The sequence below is a fragment of the Massilia sp. Soil_C_3 genome, from assembly GCF_057657035.1.
This window is the reverse complement of the sequence record NZ_JBDGJG010000003.1, coordinates 350137-367979: the sequence shown is the minus strand read 5'-3', so window position 1 is coordinate 367979 and position 17843 is coordinate 350137. Positions and strand designations below refer to the sequence as shown.

Here is a 17843-nt window from a genome sequence, read left to right as displayed (position 1 = left end):
CAACAACAAGTGCTGGCGCGCGTCAGAGTGAAGCGCAATGCGAGGGGAGCGCGGGGCGTGGCGCCCCGCTGCCGGATCAGTCGTTCTTGACGACGATGCTCGGGAACTTGCTGCTCATGTCCTTCGCCTTTTCGGCGATCTTGATCGCGACCTTGCGCGCGATCTGCTTGTAGACGGCAGCCACCGCGCCGTCCGGGTCGGCGACCACGGTCGGACGGCCGGCGTCGGTCTGCTCACGGATCGCCATCGTCAGCGGCAGCGCGCCCAGGAAATCGATGCCGAAGTCGGCGCACATCTTCTCGCCGCCGCCATGGCCGAAGATCGCCTCGGTGTGGCCGCAGTTAGTGCAGGTATGGGTGCTCATGTTCTCGACCACGCCCAGGATCGGGATGCCGACCTTCTCGAACATCTTGAGGCCCTTGCGCGCGTCGAGCAGGGCGATGTCTTGCGGGGTGGTCACGATCACGGCGCCGGTGACCGGCACTTTCTGCGACAGGGTCAGCTGGATGTCGCCGGTGCCCGGCGGCATGTCGACGATCAGGTAATCGAGATCGCGCCAGTTGGTTTGCTCGAGCAGCTGCTGCAGGGCGCCGCTGGCCATCGGGCCGCGCCACACCATCGGCTCGTCCGGGTCGATCATGAAGCCGACCGACGACACCTGGATGCCGTGGTTTTCCAGCGGTTCCATGCTCTTGTTGTCATGGCTGACCGGCCGGCCAGAGACACCCAGCATCATCGGCTGCGACGGACCGTAGATGTCGGCATCCAGGATGCCGACGCTGGCGCCTTCGGCCGACAGGGCCAGGGCCAGGTTGACGGCCGTGGTCGATTTGCCAACACCGCCCTTGCCCGAGGCGACGGCGATGATGTTCTTGACGTTCGGCATGACTTTCATGCCGCGCTGCACGGTGTGCGACACGATCTTGCTGTAGGCGCGGATGGCGACGCCTTCGACGCCCGGCAGTTCCAGCACGGCGGCGGCGGCCATGCCGCGCAGCATTTCGACCTGGCTGGCGGCCGGGTAGCCCAGTTCCAGCTCGAAGCTGACCTGGCCGGCTTCGATCTTGATGTTCTTGACCGACTTGGTCGTGACGAAATCTTTTTGGGTGTTAGGATCGATGACTTCCGACAAAGCGGTCTTGACGTCGTTCTCAGTGATGCTCATGGTGCTCTCCGGATGATATTGGGGCGAAGTGTAGCGCAAAACGGCCTGCAAGCTGGGCGGAAGGGGCTGAAAGTCGGGAATACCCCCTGAGCGCGCAGGGCCATCCACTGGTAAAATGCTTCTTTTCATATAACCCGAGCGTTTCGACACCATGACCCGCAAGCTGTTCGTCACCACCGCACTGCCCTACGCCAATGCTGCCTTCCATATCGGCCACATGATGGAATACATCCAGGCCGACATCTGGGTCCGCTTCCAGCGAATGCAGCGCGAAGGTAACCAGCAAAACGGCCGGCCGAACGAGGTGCATTTCGTGTGCGCCGACGACACCCACGGCACGCCGATCATGATCGCGGCCGAGAAGGAAGGCATCACGCCGCAGGAATTCGTGGCCAAGATCGCCGCCGGACGCGCGCAATACCTGGACGGCTTCCACATCGCCTTCGACAACTGGTATTCGACCGATTCGCCGGAAAACGTCGAACTGTCGCAGGGCATCTACCGCAAGCTGCGCGATGCCGGCCTGATCGTCACCAAGACCGTCGACCGTTTCTACGACACCGCCAAGGGCATGTTCCTGGCCGACCGCAACATCAAGGGCGAATGCCCGGTCTGCCACGCCAAGGACCAGTACGGCGACAACTGCGAAGTGTGCGGCGCCGCCTACCAGCCGACCGAACTGATCAACCCGTTCTCGGTGTTCACCGGTTCGACCCCGGTGCTGAAACCCTCGGAGCAGTATTTCTTCAAGCTGTCCGACCCGCGCTGCTTCACCTTCCTGAAGGAATGGCTGAACACCCCGGGCCGCCTGCAGCCCGAGATGGTCAACAAGGTCTCGGAATGGCTGGGCGAAGAAGGCGAGAAACTGGCCGACTGGGACATCTCGCGCGACGCGCCCTACTTCGGCATCCCGATTCCGGATGCGCCGGGTAAATTCTTCTATGTGTGGCTGGACGCGCCGGTCGGCTACCTGGCCAGCCTCAAGAATTACTTCGAGAAGCAAGGCCAGGATTTCGACGCCTTCCTCAACGACCCGGAAGCCGAGCAGCTGCACTTCATCGGCAAGGATATCGTGTCGTTCCACCTGCTGTTCTGGCCGGCCATGCTCAATTTCTCGGGCCATCCGATCATCGACAAGCTGAAGGTCGCGGTGCACGGCCACCTGACCGTGAACAACGAAAAGATGTCCAAGTCGCGCGGCACCGGCATTTCGCCGCTGCGCTACCTGGAATTGGGCATGAACCCGGAATGGCTGCGCTACTACCTGGCCTTCAAGCTCAACGCCAAGGTCGAAGACCTGGACTTCAATGGCGACGACTTCGTGGCCCGCGTGAATAGCGACCTGATCGGCAAATACGTCAATATCGCCAGCCGCTGCGCCGGCTTCATCGCCAAGCGCTTCGACGGCAAGCTGGCCGACAGCCTGTCGCAGACCGCCCGCGACACCATCTGCAAGGCCCTGATGGCGGATGGCGCCGAGCGCCAGACCAGCATCGCCGCCGCCTTCGAGGCGCGCGAGTACGGCCGCGCCCTGCGCGAGATCATGGAAATCGCCGACGTCATCAACCAGTACGTCGACGAACACAAGCCATGGCTGCTGGCCAAGGACGAAGGCAAAACCGCCGAACTGCACGACGTGTGCACCACGGCCCTCATCTTGTTCCGCCAGCTGACCATCATGCTGGCGCCGGTGCTGCCGAACGTGGCCACGCGCGTGGCCGAATTCCTGGGCGATGCCGAACTCTGCTGGGCAGACACCCATGGCGCCGCCGTCTATGAAACCATGCTCGGCCGCACCATCGGCACCTATGCCCACCTGATGCAGCGCGTCGATGCCAAGATGGTCGAGAACCTGTTCGACAAGCCGGCCGTGGCCGCGGTTCCTGCCCCGGCGCCAAAGGCTGAGGCAGCGCAAGCCGCCGATGCCGCCGTGGACAGCGACATCGAAGCCCTGGCCCCGGAAATCTCGATCGACGACTTCACCAGGATCGACCTGCGCGTGGCGAAGATCGTCAACTGCGAACACGTCGAAGGCTCGAGCAAGCTGCTGCGCCTGACCCTGGACGTGGGCGAAGGCCGTCACCGCAATGTGTTCTCGGGCATCAAGTCGGCCTACCAGCCGGAAGACCTGATCGGCAAGCTGACCGTGCTGGTCGCCAACCTGGCGCCGCGCAAGATGAAATTCGGCATCTCTGAAGGCATGGTACTGTGCGCCTCGGCAGCCGACGAGAAAACGAACCCGGGCCTGTACCTGCTGGACCCGATGCCGGGCGCGACGCCAGGCATGCGTATCCGTTAAATCCGCATGGCAAGAGGCCATCCTCACACCGGCAACGCCGGTCGTAGAGGGGCCTCATGCAAGCCTCGGGAAGCATTCCCGAGGGTGTGGCGTGTGTGTACAATGCCATGTTTTAAATATGACAAAACGCCGCCACAAACTCTTTTGATAGGTAGCTAATAATATGACCGATTTGAATCCTCTCCGCCATATCCCAGAAGCCAATGTGTTCCGCAAGGGCGACGTCTTCGTCCTGTTCGGCGAACTGTTCGGCCGCGGCTATGTCAACGGCCTGATCGACCAGGCGCGCGCCGCCGGCATGACCATCGTCGGCGTCACCGTCGGCCGCCGCGACGACAGCGGCGCCCTGCGCCAGCTGAACGACGAAGAACTGGCCGAAGCGGAAGAGAAACTGGGTGGCCGCATCATCAACGTGCCGCTGATGGCCGGCTTCGACATGGACGCCCCGGAAGGCGAACAGAACCCGACCGAAATGCTGTCCGGGATCACCCTCAAGAACTGGCAGGAAGAAAAGCTGGACTGGGAACGCATCGAGCGTTGCCGCGCAGCAGGCGTGGCCCGCTTCACCGGCTCGGCCGCGACCGTCATGGCCGAGATCGACAAACTGGTGCCGCAAGGCGCCAACGTCTTCTTCGCCCACACGATGGCCGGCGGCATCCCGAAGATCAAGGCCTTCCTGGCCATTGCCAACCGTATCTATAAAGGCCGCGGCGAGCGCTTCATGTCCTCGCGCGCCCTGCTCGACAGCGACCTGGGCAAGCTGATCCTGATGAACTTCGACGAAGTCTCGGCCAACACGCTCAAGTACCTGATCGATGCGTCGAGCGCGATCCGCGAGCGTGTGACGCAAGCCGGCGGCGAAGTGCGCTACACCGCCTACGGCTACCACGGCACCGAGATCCTCATCGGGGACGAGTACCAGTGGCAGACCTACACCAACTACACCCAGGGCTACGCAAAGATGCGCCTGGAATCGATCGCCGAAGCGGCCTGGAACGACGGCACCTTCGCGACCGTGTTCAACTGCCCGGAAATCCGCACCAATTCGTCCGACATCTTCGTCGGCGTCGAGCTGTCGCTGTTCCCGCTGCTGCGCGCGCTGAAAAAAGAAGGCGGCGGCGCCTGGGCCGACGAGCAGTGGCGCATCTGCGAAGAGCTGCTGGGCGACGACACCTCGCTGCAACAGTTGCTCGACACCATCGAGGGGTACAATAACGATACAACCAGCGCCACCTTCCGCAATTTCGAAGCCTGGCCGATGGACAATACCCCGGCGCTGGCCGACGTCATGATCGGCACCTCGGAAGCCATCACCGCTCTGCACAAGGACAAGAAGGCGCTGATCACCGATCACCTGTCGAGCCTGGTGCTGGAAGGCGCCGGCCCGTTGATGTTCCATGGCGCGTCGGAAAAAATCGCGCCGGTTCTGTGGCTCAACCACGACATCATCGCCCGCCAGCTGAACGCCTTGCACAAGTAAGACTTGACGCCGGCGGCGCGTGGCAGAAGAATCTGCCCGTCGCCGGCACACAGCCGTCATTTATCTTAAGCGAATCATGATCTTCTCGAAAAAACACGTGATGTACGAATCCGAGCACACCAAGTTCATCTCGGAGCTCAAGAAGCAGAATCCGCACCTGGACGCAGGCCAGGTCGCCGGCCGCGCCCTCCTGTGGGACAAGGAACCGGTCTCGCTCGACGAGCAGGCCCGCGTCCAGGAATCGCGCCTGCGCCAGCAGGCCTACCCGTACCAGAACAAGGTCTGAGGCCGGGAGCGCGCGCATGATGCCCCAGGGGGCGGCCGAGGATATCCCTCTGGAAGCCGCCATGGACGACCAGCATGCCGCGCCATCCGCACCGGAAGACGCCGCGATCGCACGCCTGTACGGCGAGCCGCTGACGCGCCTGCCGAACGACCTGTACATCCCGCCCGACGCGCTCGAGATCTTCCTCGACGCCTTCGAAGGTCCGCTCGATCTGCTGCTGTACCTGATTCGCAAGCAGAACTTCAACATCCTCGACATCCCGATGGCGCAGGTAACCCTGCAGTACCTGGTGTACGTGGAACAAATCCGCAAGAGCAACCTCGAGTTGGCGGCGGAATACTTGTTGATGGCTGCGATGCTGATCGAGATCAAATCCCGCATGCTGCTGCCCAAGCGCCAGGACGACCTGGTCGAGGACGTTGGCGACCCGCGCGCCGAACTGGTGCGCCGCCTGCTGGACTATGAACAGATCAAGTCTGCTGCCGTCGCGCTGGGCAATGTACCCCAGGAAGGCCGGGACTTCGTGCGCCCGCAGCTGTTCGTTGAACAAGGCCTGAATACGGCCCTGCCGGACGTCGATCCGTGGGACTTGCAGCGCGCCTGGCTCGACGTGCTGCGCCGCGCCAAGCTGACCCAGCACCACCGGATCGGGCGCCAGGAACTGTCGGTGCGCGAGCATATGTCGGCCATCCTGCGCACCCTGCAATCGCAGCGTTTCGTCGAATTCGGCGACCTGTTCGCCGGGCAGCACACGGTGCCGATCGTGGTCGTACACTTTGTCGCCATGCTCGAACTGGCGAAAGAAACACTGATCGAAATTACCCAGGCCGAGCCTTTTGCGCCGATCTACGTGCGCCTGGCCTATTCGCCGGCTTGATGCCGCTTTATTCTCATTTGTTCACCCATGAAAATCATTTCTTCCATTGACGAATTGCGCGATCAGTTGCGCGGCCAGCTGCGCACCGCCTTCGTGCCGACAATGGGCAATCTGCATGAAGGCCACCTGTCGCTGATGCGCCTGGCGCGCCGTCACGGCGACCCGGTGGTCGCCTCGATCTTCGTCAATCGCCTGCAGTTCGGCCCGAACGAGGATTTCGACAAATACCCGCGCACTTTCCAGGAAGACGTGGCCAAGCTGGAAAAGGAAGGCGTCTATGTGCTGTTCGCGCCGACCGAGAAGGATTTGTATCCCGAGCCGCAGGAATACCGCGTGCGTCCACCGGACGACCTGGGCAATACGCTGGAAGGCGAATTCCGCCCCGGCTTCTTCGAGGGCGTGTGCACCGTCGTCACCAAGCTGTTCTCGTGCGTGCAGCCGCGCGTGGCCGTGTTCGGCAAAAAGGATTACCAGCAACTGATGATCGTGCGGAATATGGCGCGCCAGTTCGCCTTGCCGACCGAGATCATCGGCGCCGAGACCTTCCGCGCCGACGACGGCCTGGCCCTGTCCTCGCGCAACGGTTACCTGTCGGGCAGCGAGCGTGCCGAAGCCCCGGTGCTGTACCAGCAACTGAACGCGGTGGCCGACACCGTCCGCAGCGGTGAGCGCGACGTCGGCGGCGTCGAGGCGCGCGCGATGGCCTTTCTTGCCGAACGCGGCTGGAAACCGGACTACGTCTCGGTGCGCAAGCGCATCGACCTGCAGGCGCCGAATGGCGCCGACCTCGAACGCGGCGAGCCACTGGTAGTGCTGGCGGCGGCCAAGCTGGGCGCGACCCGCCTGATCGATAACCTGGAAATTTGATTCATGCCAATGCTGCACGATTGATTTCCCGTTTGCAACAAGATTGCAAACAGGGTTATACTTCCGTGCAGCAGCATTTTACAATCACGTCCAGGACCCCGCCGTGAACGTCTCCGATGCCGTCGCCATCGCCCGCAAGGGCCCGCCCAAGCCATCCGATCTATTGAGCCGCATTCCCGGCAATGCCGCGCCGCACCACATGTCGGATCCGTTCGACATCGGCGAAGCCTTGACCGCCCTGTCGCAGAGCGGCGATCCCGTCACCGTCTATTCCGGCATCCAGGACCCGATCTTGGTGCGGATCGAGTCGGTCGATGCGGAGTTACCGCATTTCGTGCTGGATTTTACTGGCAGTGAAATGCCGGTTACCCACCACGCCACCTTCGTCAGCGCGATCGGCGGCAATGCCAAGCTGCAATTCGAGCTGGAAAGCGACTGGGAGGGCTTGCCCGGCCAGCCGCACCTGGTGCCGGCGACCTTCCCCGAACACTGCCTGGTGCTGAACCGGCGTTCCGCGCGCCGGGTCGAGACGCCGGTCGGCGCCAACTACAGCGCCAGCTTCGGCCTGTCGGGCCGCCAGTACGAACTGCCCCTCTACGATTTTTCCCAGGGCGGCGTCGGCATGCGCGCCTCGCCCGAACAGTGTTTCGGGCTACATGTCGGCAAGAAATTGATCGGCGTGCGGCTCGAACTGGGACCGGCGCTGGTCGTCACGGCCGACCTCGAAGTGCGCCTGATGCGCCCCTTCCGCACCTTCCTGCTGGGCGAGCAGGTGCAGATCGGCTGCAGCTTCGTGAATATTTCGATGCAGTTGCAGCAGACGCTCGAGCGCTTCCTGACCAGCGGCCGCACCGAGCGCCGCGCCGCGACGGTCTAAGAGTTACCAGGGCCGGTCGTCAAGTCGAGGCTGACCACGCTTAGCGTGGCATCGTCTTCGCACTGACGGTCGACGAAGCCCAGGCGCCGGGCCAGCCGCCGCATCGGGGTGTTAGCGGCAAGCACGAAACCCTCCATGCGGCGCAATCCGCGCGCCGTGGCGTGCGCGATGAGTATTTCCAGCAGACGCCGCGCCAGGCCGAGTCCGTGCCAATCGTCGGCGACGGTGAGCGCGAACTCGCAGCTATCGCTGCCCGCCGCGCCCACATAGCGCGCGCCCGCGACGATGTCCTGCTCCGGGCCGCCCTCCCCGCTGACGGCGACCAGCGCCAGGTCATGGCGTGGATCCGGGCGGGTCGCCGCCGCCAGCATGGCGGGCGGCGGCTCGCGCAGCGGGATCATGAAGCGCGCATAGCGCGAATCCGCCGACAGCCGATGGAAGGCATCGCGCATCTCGTCTTCGTCCTCTGCCCGAATCTCGCGCAACAAGACCGTACGGCCGTCGCGCAGCCGTGCCAGGGCCGGCAGCCCCGCTCTGTCCGGTATGTCGTCTTGCATCTCAGAGCCGCTTCTTTTGCCGCGCCAGGGCCTGGATTTGCGCAATGGCGATCGCCAGTTCCGACTGCGCCTTGGCGTAATCGATCTTCGTGCCCCGGTTGCGCAACGCTTCCTCGGCCTGCTTGCGTGCTTCGTTCGCGCTGGCTTCGTCCAGGTCGCGTCCTCGGATGGCCGTGTCCGCCAGCACCGTGACCCCGTACGGCTGCACTTCGAGGATGCCGCCAGCGACGAACACCAGTTCTTCGTCATCCTGTCCCGGCACCTTGATGCGCACTGCCCCCGGCCGTATCCTTGTCATCAAGGGCGTATGCATGGGATAGATGCCCAGCTCGCCGCTTTCTCCGGGCAACGCGACGAACTCCGCATCGCCTTCGAACACCCCTTCCTCGGCCGAGACGACACTGACGTGGATGGTAGCTGGAGTTGCCATGATGATCTCGCTCAGACCGCCGCCGCGCCGGAGACGATCTCGGACAGTTCCTTCGTGATCGCCGCCTGGCGGGTCTTGTTGTAGACCAGCTTAAGGTCGTCGATGATGCTGGCCGCGTTGTCGCTGGCCGCCTTCATCGCCATCCTGCGCGCCGAATTCTCGGACGCGAAACTTTCGGCGACCGCCTGGTAGATCAGCGCCTCGACGTAGCGCACCAGCAGTTCGTCGATCACCTGGGCCGGGTCCGGCTCGTACAGGTAGTACCAGGCATGCGTGCCCCGTTCGGCCCGCACGTTCTCCGGCGCCAAAGGCGCCAGCTGCTCGATGACGGCTTGCTGGCTCATCGAATTGATGAACTTGGTGTAGCACAGGTGGATGGCGTCGATCTGGGCGTTCTGGTAGGCGTCGAGCAGGACTTTGGCCGGACCCAGCAGCCGTTCGAGGTGCGGCGTGTCGCCCAGCTGCACCGCGTGCGCGACCACCCGCGCCCCGATGCGGTTCATGAACGACAGGCCGCGGTTGCCGATGACGACCAGGTCGCTGCCGATGCCGCGGTCCTGGTGTTCATGCATGGCGTGCGTCACCGCGCGCAGGATATTGGTGTTCATGGCGCCGCACAAGCCCTTGTCGGTCGTGACCACGATGAAGCCGACCCGCTTTGCCTCGCTGTGCGTCAGAAGGAAGGGATGGATGTATTCGGGACTCGCTTCGGCCAGGTGCCCGGCGATGTTGCGGATCTTGCGCACGTAGGGCCGCGCGGCGCGCATTCGCTCCTGCGCCTTGCGCATCTTGGAGGTGGCGACCATCTCCATCGCCTTGGTGATCTTGCGCGTGCTTTCCACACTCTTGATCTTGTCGCGTATTTCCCTGCCCCCAGCCATGATGTGCTCCTTCTTATCCGGTGAACCGGCATCAGGACCGGAGTCCCGACGACAGCAATTGCCCGGCTTGCTCGAACACGCTTGTTTCCGGCAGCAGGCTGGTCCGTGCGAAGCGCACCAGCGAAAATGCGCGCACCCGCGGCGGCAGGGTCGGCAGGCGGGCGATCCGGAATTCGAGGTCGTTCATCGGCGTGCCAGTTGACGTACCCGGCTCGATCACGACGTTCATCCGGTCCAGGGTCAGTCGCCTGGTCGACACCGAGAGATGCCGGTCAGGCTGGGCGAACACCCCGCGCACGTGTTCGAGTTCGCGCTCCAGCGCGTCTTCGCGCAGCCCCAGTTCGGACAGGTCGCGCGCGTTCTCCTCGACCTGGGCTTGCAGCCGCGCAAATTCGCCAGAGTCGCTCGCGACGTCGCCGCCGATCACGCCGCGGATGCCCTGGCCCTGGCGCTCCAGCAATTGCAGCCGCGTCTTGAGCAGCGCACGCTCGCGCTCGAGCACGGCGCGCCGCGACTTGTCCGCGGCGCTACGCGCCAGTCCGGCCAGCGCGAGTTCGTCCAGCAGGCGCCGCACGATCTCATCCCGGAGTTCGGCATCGTCGCGCCCGCACATCCTGACCTGGTGGTCGCTGAAACTCAGCGTCGTCTGCGGCACGTCGCGGCGCATCGTCTCCCCTTCCATCCTGGCGCCCAGGATGTGACGTTCGGCCAGTTCCATCCCCAGCACCGCATATGCGTCCGGCGCATCGCTGTTTTTGGCGAAACAGGCCCGCAGCTCGGCCGAACGGCTGATCCGCGACGCGACGTCGGCGGGTGCGCCGAACCAGGCGTGGATGTAGGGGTCGCCATCCCAGGCGGCGGCGCTGGCATCGCGCGCCGCCGGCACCGCATCGACCAGCGCGCGCACATGGGCGAACGAGGTCGCCACCGCAGGGGCAAGACGCTTCCGGCAACCGCGCGCCAGGCCGAGCTGCGGATGCAGCGCCAGCCGGCGTTCGATCGCCGCGTTCACGCCGGCCTTGTCCTTCGCCGTGGCCCTGTCACCCTCGTGCCTGATCCTGTCGAGCAAACCCATCGCCGGTCCTCGCTACTGCGCTAGTTATAGCGTTCGTTGACGATATGCACATGTATCTTCCGGTTCTTCCAGAACATATCCTGGACGCGCGGCAGCAAGCTGCTCAGCGCTTCCGGCGGCGCATCCCTGAACGTCAGCAATACCGCGGGCCGCGAACCGTTGCCGGGCAGGTGCTCGATCTCATCGAAAGGCGGAAACCCATACTTGACCAGGAAGGCCTTGATGTCCTCGTCGCTGGTCCCCGCTTCCACGTTTCCCATCAATAAATCAGCCATGGCAATCCTCCTTCAGGCCATGATGTGCACGCCGCCATCGATGTACATGGTTTCGCCGGACAGCCGCCTGGCATACGGCGTGGCCAGGAAGGCGCACGTGAAACCGACGTCCATGATGTCGACCAGCTCGCCGAGCGGCGCGCGCTCGGCTGCGTCTGCAAGCAGCAGGTCGAAGTCCTTCAGGCCGGAGCCCGCGCGCGTCTTGAGCGGCCCCGGCGACAGGGCGTGCACCCGGATATGCCTGGGCCCGAGTTCATAGGCAAGATAGCGCGCGCACGCTTCCAGCGCCGCCTTGACCGGTCCCATCAGGTTGTAGTTGGCGACCACCTTGTTGGCGCCGTAATAGCTCATCGTGAACATGCTGCCGCCGTCCTTCATCAGGCGGGCGGCCTGGCGCGCCATGCGCACGAAGGAGTGGCAGGAGATGTCCATCGCCTGGCCGAAGCCCTCGGCGCTGCTGTCGAGCAGCCCGCCCCGCAGGTCTTCTTTCGGCGCCCACGCGATCGAATGCACGAACAGGTCAAGCTGTCCCCATTGCCGTTCGATCTCGCCGAACACGGCCTTGATGTCCTCTGCCCTGGTGACGTCGAGCGGCATGAAGACCGGCGCGCCGAGCTCGCGCGCCAGCGGCTCGACATAGGTCCTGGTCTTCTCGCCGGTATAGGTGATGGCGAGCTCGGCGCCGAGTTCGCGGAACGCCCTGGCGCATCCGTAGGCGATCGAATGCTCGTTGGCGATCCCGGAGACCAGGGCCTTCTTGCCCTCCAATATCGGGCGGTGGCGTTCATTCGTCATGATGAAGCTCCTTCGATTACGTTGATTCCTTCGATCCGCATCTGCGCCACCTTGCTGGCCACCACCAGCTCGGCCTCGGTCGCCGCGAGCACCTGCTCCACCCCGACGCCGGGCGCCGTTTCCAGCAGGGTGGCGCGTCCGCCTTCAAAGCCGATCACCGCCAGTTCCGTCACCAGCAAGTCGATCGTGCGTAATGACGTCAGCGGCAACGAGCATTGCCGCACGATCTTCGGCTTGCCCCTGGCGGTATGCTGCATGGCGACGATCACGCGTCTGGCGCCGGTGACGAGGTCCATGGCGCCGCCCATGCCGGGCACCATTTTGCCGGGAATCATCCAGTTGGCCAGCAGGCCCTGCTGATCGACCTGCAAGCCGCCCAGCACCGTCAGGTCCAGGTGGCCGCCCCGGATCAGGCCGAACGAGAGCGCGCTGTCGAAGGTCGCCGCGCCGGGCAAGGCCGTGACCGGCTGGCCGGCGGCATCGGTCAGATAGGCCTGCTCCAGGCCTTCCTGCGGAATCGGCCCCGTACCGACCAGGCCGTTCTCGGACTGGAAGTAGATGTGCATCCCGGGCGGAACGTAGTTGGCGACCAGGGTCGGAATGCCGACGCCGAGGTTCGCCAGCATCCCCGGGCGCAATTCCTGGGCGATGCGTCTGGCGATCAGGGTGGGAGCGTCCATGGAACGGCTTTCCTCGTCAGTCACCTGTGGGCCACCAGGTAATCGACCAGCACCGCCGGCGTCATCAGATGGTCAGGCGAGATCATCCCTACCGGGACGATATTGGCGGCATCGACGATCACGGTCCTGGCCGCCATCGCGATCACGGGATTGAAATTGCGGGCGGTCAGGGCGTAGACCAGATTGCCCTCGTAATCGGCGAGGAAGGATTCGACCAGCGCGAAATCGGCGCCAAGCGCCGTCTCCAGCAGATAAGGTGCGCCGTCGACCTCGATCTTGCGCTTGCCCTCTTCGACCGCGGTGCCGACGCCGGTCGGCGTCAGCACGCCGCCCAAGCCATGGCCGGCGGCGCGCAGCCGCTCGATCAGGGTGCCCTGCGGCACCAGTTCGACCTCGATGTCGCCGGCGATCATCTTTTGCTGGGTTTCCGGATTGAGCCCGATATGGCTGACGATCGCCTTGCGCACGGCCCCGGCCGTGACCAGCTTGCCGATGCCGCGGCCCGGGGTCGCGGTGTCGTTCGCGATCACGGTCAGCTCGCGTTTGCCCTGGCGCGCCAGTTCGTCGACCACCCGCTCCGGCGTGCCAACGCCCATGAAGCCGCCGATCATGAGGCTGGCCCCGTCCGGGATCATGGCGACCGAGTCCTCCAGGCTGACCGTTTTCATGCGGCCGTCCTCACTGCGTCCCTGCTCACTACAGCCCTCGTGTGCCGCGCGATCATCAGCTCTTCATTCGTCGGAATCACCCAGGCCGAGACCTTGCTGCGCGCCGTGCTGATGCGCGGCCCTCCCGCGGCATTGGCGGCCGGCTCGAGTTCGACGCCGAGCCAGCGCGCCGCACGGCAGACCCGTTCGCGGATCAGCGCCGAATGCTCGCCGATGCCGGCCGTAAACACCAGGGCGTCGGCGCCCTCGGTGGCGGCCGCCAGCGAGCCGAGTTCGCGGCCGATGCGGTAGACGAACAGGTCGACCGCGAAGCGCGCCCGCGCATCGTCGCTGTCCAGCAGGGTTCGCATATCGCTCGAGATGCCCGACACGCCGAGCAGGCCCGACTGCTTGTAGATCAGGTCTTCGATGGCGCGCGCATCCATCTTGAGGTAATCCAACAGGAACAGCACCACGCCCGGATCCAGGTTGCCGCAGCGGGTACCCATCGGCAAGCCGTCGACGGCGGTGAATCCCATGGTGCTGGCCACGCTTTTGCCTCCCGCCAGCGCACACAGGCTCGAACCGTTGCCCAGGTGCGCCACCAGGGTGGCGCGGGCGGCGCCCAGCTCCGGATAGGCCGGCAGCACCGAAGCGATGTATTCGTAGGAGAGTCCATGGAAGCCGTAGCGCCGCCCCCCCAGTCTGGTGATGTTGTCCGGCAGCGCGTAGGCCTGCGCCACCTCGGGTTGCGCGCGGTGGAAGGCAGTATCGAAGCAGGCCACTTGCGGCAAGTCCGGCCGCGCATCAAGCAGGGTGCGGATCGGCGCCAGGTTGTGCGGCTGGTGCAGGGGCGCGAGCGGGCTCAAGCGGTCGAGCGCCTCGATCACGGCCAGCGTCACGAGCGCCGCGTCGGTGAACTGCACGCCGCCATGCACGACGCGGTGGCCGACGGCCACCAGCCGGTGGTCCGCGCGGTGGCTGCGCAGGAAGTCGCCGATATAGTCGGTCGCCTCCTGGTGGCCGAGCGCGGCGTCGGGCTCCCAGCGCCGCTCGCCGATCGGCGCGCCGTCGGCATCTTTCGCGCTGAATTTCGCGGCGCTGACTTTCCCCCCGATACTCAGTCCCTCGACCTGGCCGTAAAGGACGAGCTCGGGTTCGTCCCGGCTGGCGTCGAAGGCGCGAAACTTGATGCTCGACGAGCCGGCATTGAGCACGAGAATGAGGTCGGCCATGGCGTCACCTCACCGGCTGGCCGCTCTCGCGGCGCGCCTTGGCCACCAAGGTGGCCACCGCGCACGAGGCCAGCCGGGTGACCATCGAATCGGCGCGGCTGGTGAGAATGATCGGCACCCGCGCCCCGAGGACGATGCCGGCCGCATCGGCGCCGGCCAGGAAGGACAGGCTCTTGGCCAGCATATTGCCGGCCTCGAGATCGGGCACCAGCAGCACATTGGCGCGCCCGGCGACGGGCGAATCGATCTTCTTGATCTTCGCCGCATCCGGATCGATCGCATTGTCCAGCGCCAGCGGGCCGTCGACCAGGGCGCCGCTGATCTGGTGGCGGTCGACCATCTTGCACAGTGCGGCAGCCTCGACCGTGGAAGGCACTTTCGGGTTGACCGTTTCCATCGCCGACAGCACCGCCACCCGCACCTCCCTGAATTGCAGGGCATGCGCCAGATCGATCGCGTTCTGCAGGATATCCATCTTTTCTTCCAAGGTCGGCGCGATGTTCACGGCGGCGTCGCTGATGACCAGGGCGTCGGGATAACCCGGCACGTCCATGACGAAACAATGGCTGACGCGGCGCGCGGTGCGCAGTCCGGTCTCGCGCTTGACCACCGCCCCCATCAGCTCGTCGGTATGCAGGCTGCCCTTCATCAAGGCTTCGGCCTTGCCCTCGCGCACCAGCTCGACGGCGGCCGCCGCCGCGGCATGGCTGTGGGCCGCCTCGACGATCGTCACGTCGCCGAGGCGCAGGCTGTTCTCCTGCGCCACCGCCTCGATCCGTGCGCGCGGTCCGACCAGGACCGGCGCGATCAGGCCGATCCGCGCGGCTTCCAGCGCGCCGGAGAGCGAGCTGGTGTCGCAGGGGTGGGCAACGGCGGTCGGCAACGGCGGCAGGTCCCGGCAATAGTCGATCAGCCGCTGGTATTTCTCGTGTTTCGGTTCCATCTCGGGTCCTTTCAATGGAGGCGCGCGGAGGCCGGCGCATCGGGGACTTGCGGGAACGCTGGCCGCTGGCCCGGTTCGCCACTGAGCAGCGCGTGCAGCCGCTCCACCATGGCCAGCTGGGCGCTCGTTGCCGGCGTCGCCTGCACACGCTCATCCGCCATCAGCTCGTCGACCAGATGCAGCAGCCGCTCGCGGTCGCCGCGATCGCGCAACAGGATCGGCAAGGTGGCGACGGCCTTCTCGGGCTCATACCGGGCAATGATGTCCTGCTCGCCGCGCAGGCGGCGCCATTGGTCGAGCGGCACGTCGGGCAGGTAGTCGGCATAGGCCTGCGCCAGCTCCTTGCGCTTGACGAGGCGCGACAGCGGCAGCAGTTCTCCCTGCTGGGCGCGCAGGCTGGCCAGGCGGGCGAAGGCCTCGGCGTAGCCGCCCTCGGCGATCGAGGCCAGCGCTTCCTGGACGAAGGGCAGCGCGCGCGCATCGAGCGTCTCCGATTCCGCCTGCGCCGGCTTGCGGTCCGCAAGGTAGAGCGAATACATATTCGCGTAGATGCTGAAGAAGCCCGCTTCGGTGGCGGCGTCGCGCAAGCCCCGATACAGGTCCAGCGACGCACTGACCAGCTCGGCGCCCGCGCTTTCCAGGCGCCGCCACGGGTCGTGCTCATCCAGCGGCTGGCGCTGCTCCCTGACCGCCTGCGCCGCCGGTTCGAGCCACGCCATCCAGGGATTGCGGCTCGACAGCGCCCAGTTCTGGACACGCAAGGGATGGAACACGCGCAGCATCCGCGCACTCAGGTCGTTGGACATGGCTTTCACGAACGGCTGCACGAATAGTTCGTAGCCACGCTGGTTGAAGTCGGACAGCGCCGCCACCGCCTCGAACGGCTGCTCGTCGACGCGGTTGAAGCGGTTGAACTGTGTGCTGACGTCCTCGAGCCGGCGTTCGTGGAAGGTAACCTCGTAGCGGGGTTTTCCTTCGGCGCTGCCGTCCTTGACTTCGTTGATCTGCATGCCATACAGGCCCGGCGGCAGGATCTCGACTTCATTGAGCACCGAGACCAGCTGCGTGTATTCCTTCTTCGCCACCTTGCCGGACACGAAGATGCCGAGATGGCCGACGTTCTGGTGCAGCAGGCCCACGATCACCTGGCCGCGCGCCTTGATTTCCTCGGTGCTGCCATAGATGTCGGCCACCCAGTTGAAGGCCTGCTCGGGCGGGGTGATGTTGTCGCCCATCGACGCGAACAGGATGATCGGCATCTCGATGGCGCGCAGGTCGAAGGCCTGGCCGGTGTTGCCCTTGACGTCGCCGGACCACAGCTTGTTACCGACGAACAGGTTGCGGGTGATGAATTCGATCTCTTCGCTGTTCAGCAGGTAATAGGTGCCCCACCAGCGCTCGAAGTCCAGGTAGCGCGCCGGTTCGGTGTCGGCATGCTGGTAGACCTTGTAATACTTGTCCCACAGCGAATTGGCCGGGTTCAGGTTCTCGAAATTCTGTACCAGGTGGGCGCCGTCGAAGATGCCGTTGCCGAGGTCGGCGGCGAAGGAGGAGAGCCAGGTGCCGCCCAGCATCCCGCCGGCATAGCGCATCGGATTGTCGCCCTCGCCTTCGTTCCAGGCCCCGCTCACATACGACATCGGCGCCCCGTTGATCAGGAGCGGCCCGGTATCGTCGGGGCTGGAGGCGGCCAGCATCATCGCCGCCCAGCCGCCCTGGCAGTTGCCGATGATGGCCGGTTTCTCGCTGGCCGGGTGCAGCGCGCGCACGTGTTTCACGAATTGCCCCTCGGCGCTGCACACGTCCAGCATCGTCTGCCCGGGTTCGGGGTCGCGGAAGAAGCTGACGAAGTACACCGGATGGCCGGCGCGCATCGCCACGCCGGCCTGCGAATCGTCCTTGAAGCCGCCAATGCCGGGGCCATGGCCCGCGCGCGGATCGATGATCAGATAGGGGCGCTTCGCGGGGTCGGTCGTGACGCCGGCCGGGGGAACGATCCGCAGCAGCGCATAGTTCACCGGCCGCGCGAAGCCGCGGCCGTCGAGGATGGTTTCGTAGTCGAAATGCAGGACCGGCGCCGATCCTTTCGCCGCGCGCTCGAGGAAGTTGTCGCCGCGCTGGCGCAAGGTGTCCCAGAACAGGATCGAACGCTGGAAGGCATCGACCGCATAATGCTGGTACGACCAGGGATTGAGTCCGGTCATCCAGGCTGCAGGTTTATCCAGAACCCTGGCGTCCGGGACCTTGTCGCCCACCGCCCCGCTCACCGCCGCGCCGGCGCGTTGGCTGAACTGCGCCAGCGCGGTCTTCATGCGCTTTTGATGGATGAGACCGATCTTGGTGCCGATCTCATGGCTCCGTGCAAGGTGCTTGGTGTCCATGAACGAACCTCAAAAGGAGGAAATCCGTTGCTCGGGAAAGGAATATGCGTGCCGCTTAATCCGCTGCAGCTTCCATTCTCGGCTTATCTGATC

At 64.9% G+C, this 17843-nt stretch carries 18 protein-coding genes; 6 read left to right on the top strand and 12 right to left on the bottom strand.

Translation table 11 applies throughout. From position 1 onward, the window contains the following. Nucleotides 1-76 precede the first annotated feature (76 nt). The gene (apbC, locus tag AC3A6F_RS07380) at nt 77-1165 is read right to left on the bottom strand and encodes an iron-sulfur cluster carrier protein ApbC (protein ID WP_487679370.1); all 1089 of its coding nucleotides are present in this window, start codon (nt 1163-1165) and stop codon (nt 77-79) included. Between the two features lie 151 nt (nt 1166-1316). On the opposite strand from apbC, the gene metG reads away from it, so the two are divergent. From metG to AC3A6F_RS07350, 6 genes are all read left to right on the top strand, one after another. Continuing rightward, entirely contained in the window at nt 1317-3464 is a 2148-nt protein-coding gene (metG, locus tag AC3A6F_RS07375; RefSeq protein ID WP_487679368.1) for a methionine--tRNA ligase, read from the top strand. Between the two features lie 163 nt (nt 3465-3627). Next, a complete protein-coding gene (locus tag AC3A6F_RS07370; RefSeq protein WP_487679366.1) occupies nt 3628-4944 on the top strand; it encodes an enoyl ACP reductase FabMG family protein in 1317 nt (438 codons plus the stop codon). Nucleotides 4945-5020: 76 nt separating this feature from the next. Beyond that, on the top strand, nt 5021-5230 hold the full coding sequence (locus tag AC3A6F_RS07365) for a DUF3460 family protein (protein WP_487679364.1): 210 nt from the start codon (nt 5021-5023) through the stop codon (nt 5228-5230). A gap of 16 nt (nt 5231-5246) precedes the next feature. After that, complete coding sequence (locus tag AC3A6F_RS07360; RefSeq protein ID WP_487679362.1) at nt 5247-6107, top strand: segregation and condensation protein A; 861 nt, start codon at nt 5247-5249, stop codon at nt 6105-6107. 27 nt (nt 6108-6134) lie between these two features. Beyond that, nucleotides 6135-6974, top strand: coding sequence for a pantoate--beta-alanine ligase (gene panC / locus AC3A6F_RS07355; RefSeq protein ID WP_487679360.1), 840 nt, complete (start codon nt 6135-6137; stop codon nt 6972-6974). Between the two features lie 103 nt (nt 6975-7077). Then, entirely contained in the window at nt 7078-7851 is a 774-nt protein-coding gene (locus tag AC3A6F_RS07350; RefSeq protein ID WP_487679358.1) for a flagellar brake protein, read from the top strand. On the opposite strand, the gene AC3A6F_RS07345 is transcribed toward AC3A6F_RS07350, so the two are convergent. Genes AC3A6F_RS07345 through AC3A6F_RS07295 form a run of 11 tightly spaced genes read right to left on the bottom strand, consistent with a single transcriptional unit; the run spans nt 7848 to nt 17750 of the window. After that, nucleotides 7848-8408 (bottom strand): N-acetyltransferase family protein, encoded by a 561-nt coding sequence (locus tag AC3A6F_RS07345; RefSeq protein WP_487679356.1) that lies wholly within the window; start codon nt 8406-8408, stop codon nt 7848-7850. The two genes, AC3A6F_RS07350 and AC3A6F_RS07345, sit on opposite strands and share 4 nt — an antisense overlap. A 1-nt stretch (nt 8409) precedes the next feature. After that, a complete protein-coding gene (locus AC3A6F_RS07340) occupies nt 8410-8838 on the bottom strand; it encodes a F0F1 ATP synthase subunit epsilon (protein WP_487679354.1) in 429 nt (142 codons plus the stop codon). A gap of 11 nt (nt 8839-8849) precedes the next feature. Next, a complete protein-coding gene (atpG, locus tag AC3A6F_RS07335) occupies nt 8850-9719 on the bottom strand; it encodes a F0F1 ATP synthase subunit gamma (RefSeq protein WP_487679353.1) in 870 nt (289 codons plus the stop codon). A 31-nt stretch (nt 9720-9750) separates the two neighbouring features. Continuing rightward, entirely contained in the window at nt 9751-10794 is a 1044-nt protein-coding gene (locus AC3A6F_RS07330; RefSeq protein ID WP_487679351.1) for a hypothetical protein, read from the bottom strand. A 20-nt stretch (nt 10795-10814) separates the two neighbouring features. Continuing rightward, the gene (locus tag AC3A6F_RS07325) at nt 10815-11069 is read right to left on the bottom strand and encodes an RNA-binding protein (protein ID WP_487679349.1); all 255 of its coding nucleotides are present in this window, start codon (nt 11067-11069) and stop codon (nt 10815-10817) included. A gap of 12 nt (nt 11070-11081) precedes the next feature. Continuing rightward, the gene (gene fabI, locus AC3A6F_RS07320) at nt 11082-11864 is read right to left on the bottom strand and encodes an enoyl-ACP reductase FabI (protein ID WP_487679347.1); all 783 of its coding nucleotides are present in this window, start codon (nt 11862-11864) and stop codon (nt 11082-11084) included. Beyond that, on the bottom strand, nt 11861-12544 hold the full coding sequence (locus tag AC3A6F_RS07315) for a 3-oxoacid CoA-transferase subunit B (RefSeq protein WP_487679345.1): 684 nt from the start codon (nt 12542-12544) through the stop codon (nt 11861-11863). The genes fabI and AC3A6F_RS07315 overlap by 4 nt, the downstream gene beginning before the upstream one ends. Nucleotides 12545-12564: 20 nt before the next feature. Further along, the gene (locus tag AC3A6F_RS07310) at nt 12565-13212 is read right to left on the bottom strand and encodes a CoA transferase subunit A (RefSeq protein WP_487679343.1); all 648 of its coding nucleotides are present in this window, start codon (nt 13210-13212) and stop codon (nt 12565-12567) included. Next, on the bottom strand, nt 13209-14426 hold the full coding sequence (locus AC3A6F_RS07305) for an acetate/propionate family kinase (protein WP_487679341.1): 1218 nt from the start codon (nt 14424-14426) through the stop codon (nt 13209-13211). Before AC3A6F_RS07305 ends, AC3A6F_RS07310 begins: the two co-directional genes overlap by 4 nt. A gap of 4 nt (nt 14427-14430) precedes the next feature. Next, nucleotides 14431-15369, bottom strand: coding sequence for a phosphate acetyltransferase (locus AC3A6F_RS07300; RefSeq protein ID WP_487679339.1), 939 nt, complete (start codon nt 15367-15369; stop codon nt 14431-14433). Nucleotides 15370-15380: 11 nt separating this feature from the next. Beyond that, nucleotides 15381-17750, bottom strand: a complete 2370-nt coding sequence (locus tag AC3A6F_RS07295; protein WP_487679337.1) for a DUF3141 domain-containing protein — start codon at nt 17748-17750, stop codon at nt 15381-15383. Nucleotides 17751-17843: the final 93 nt, after the last annotated feature.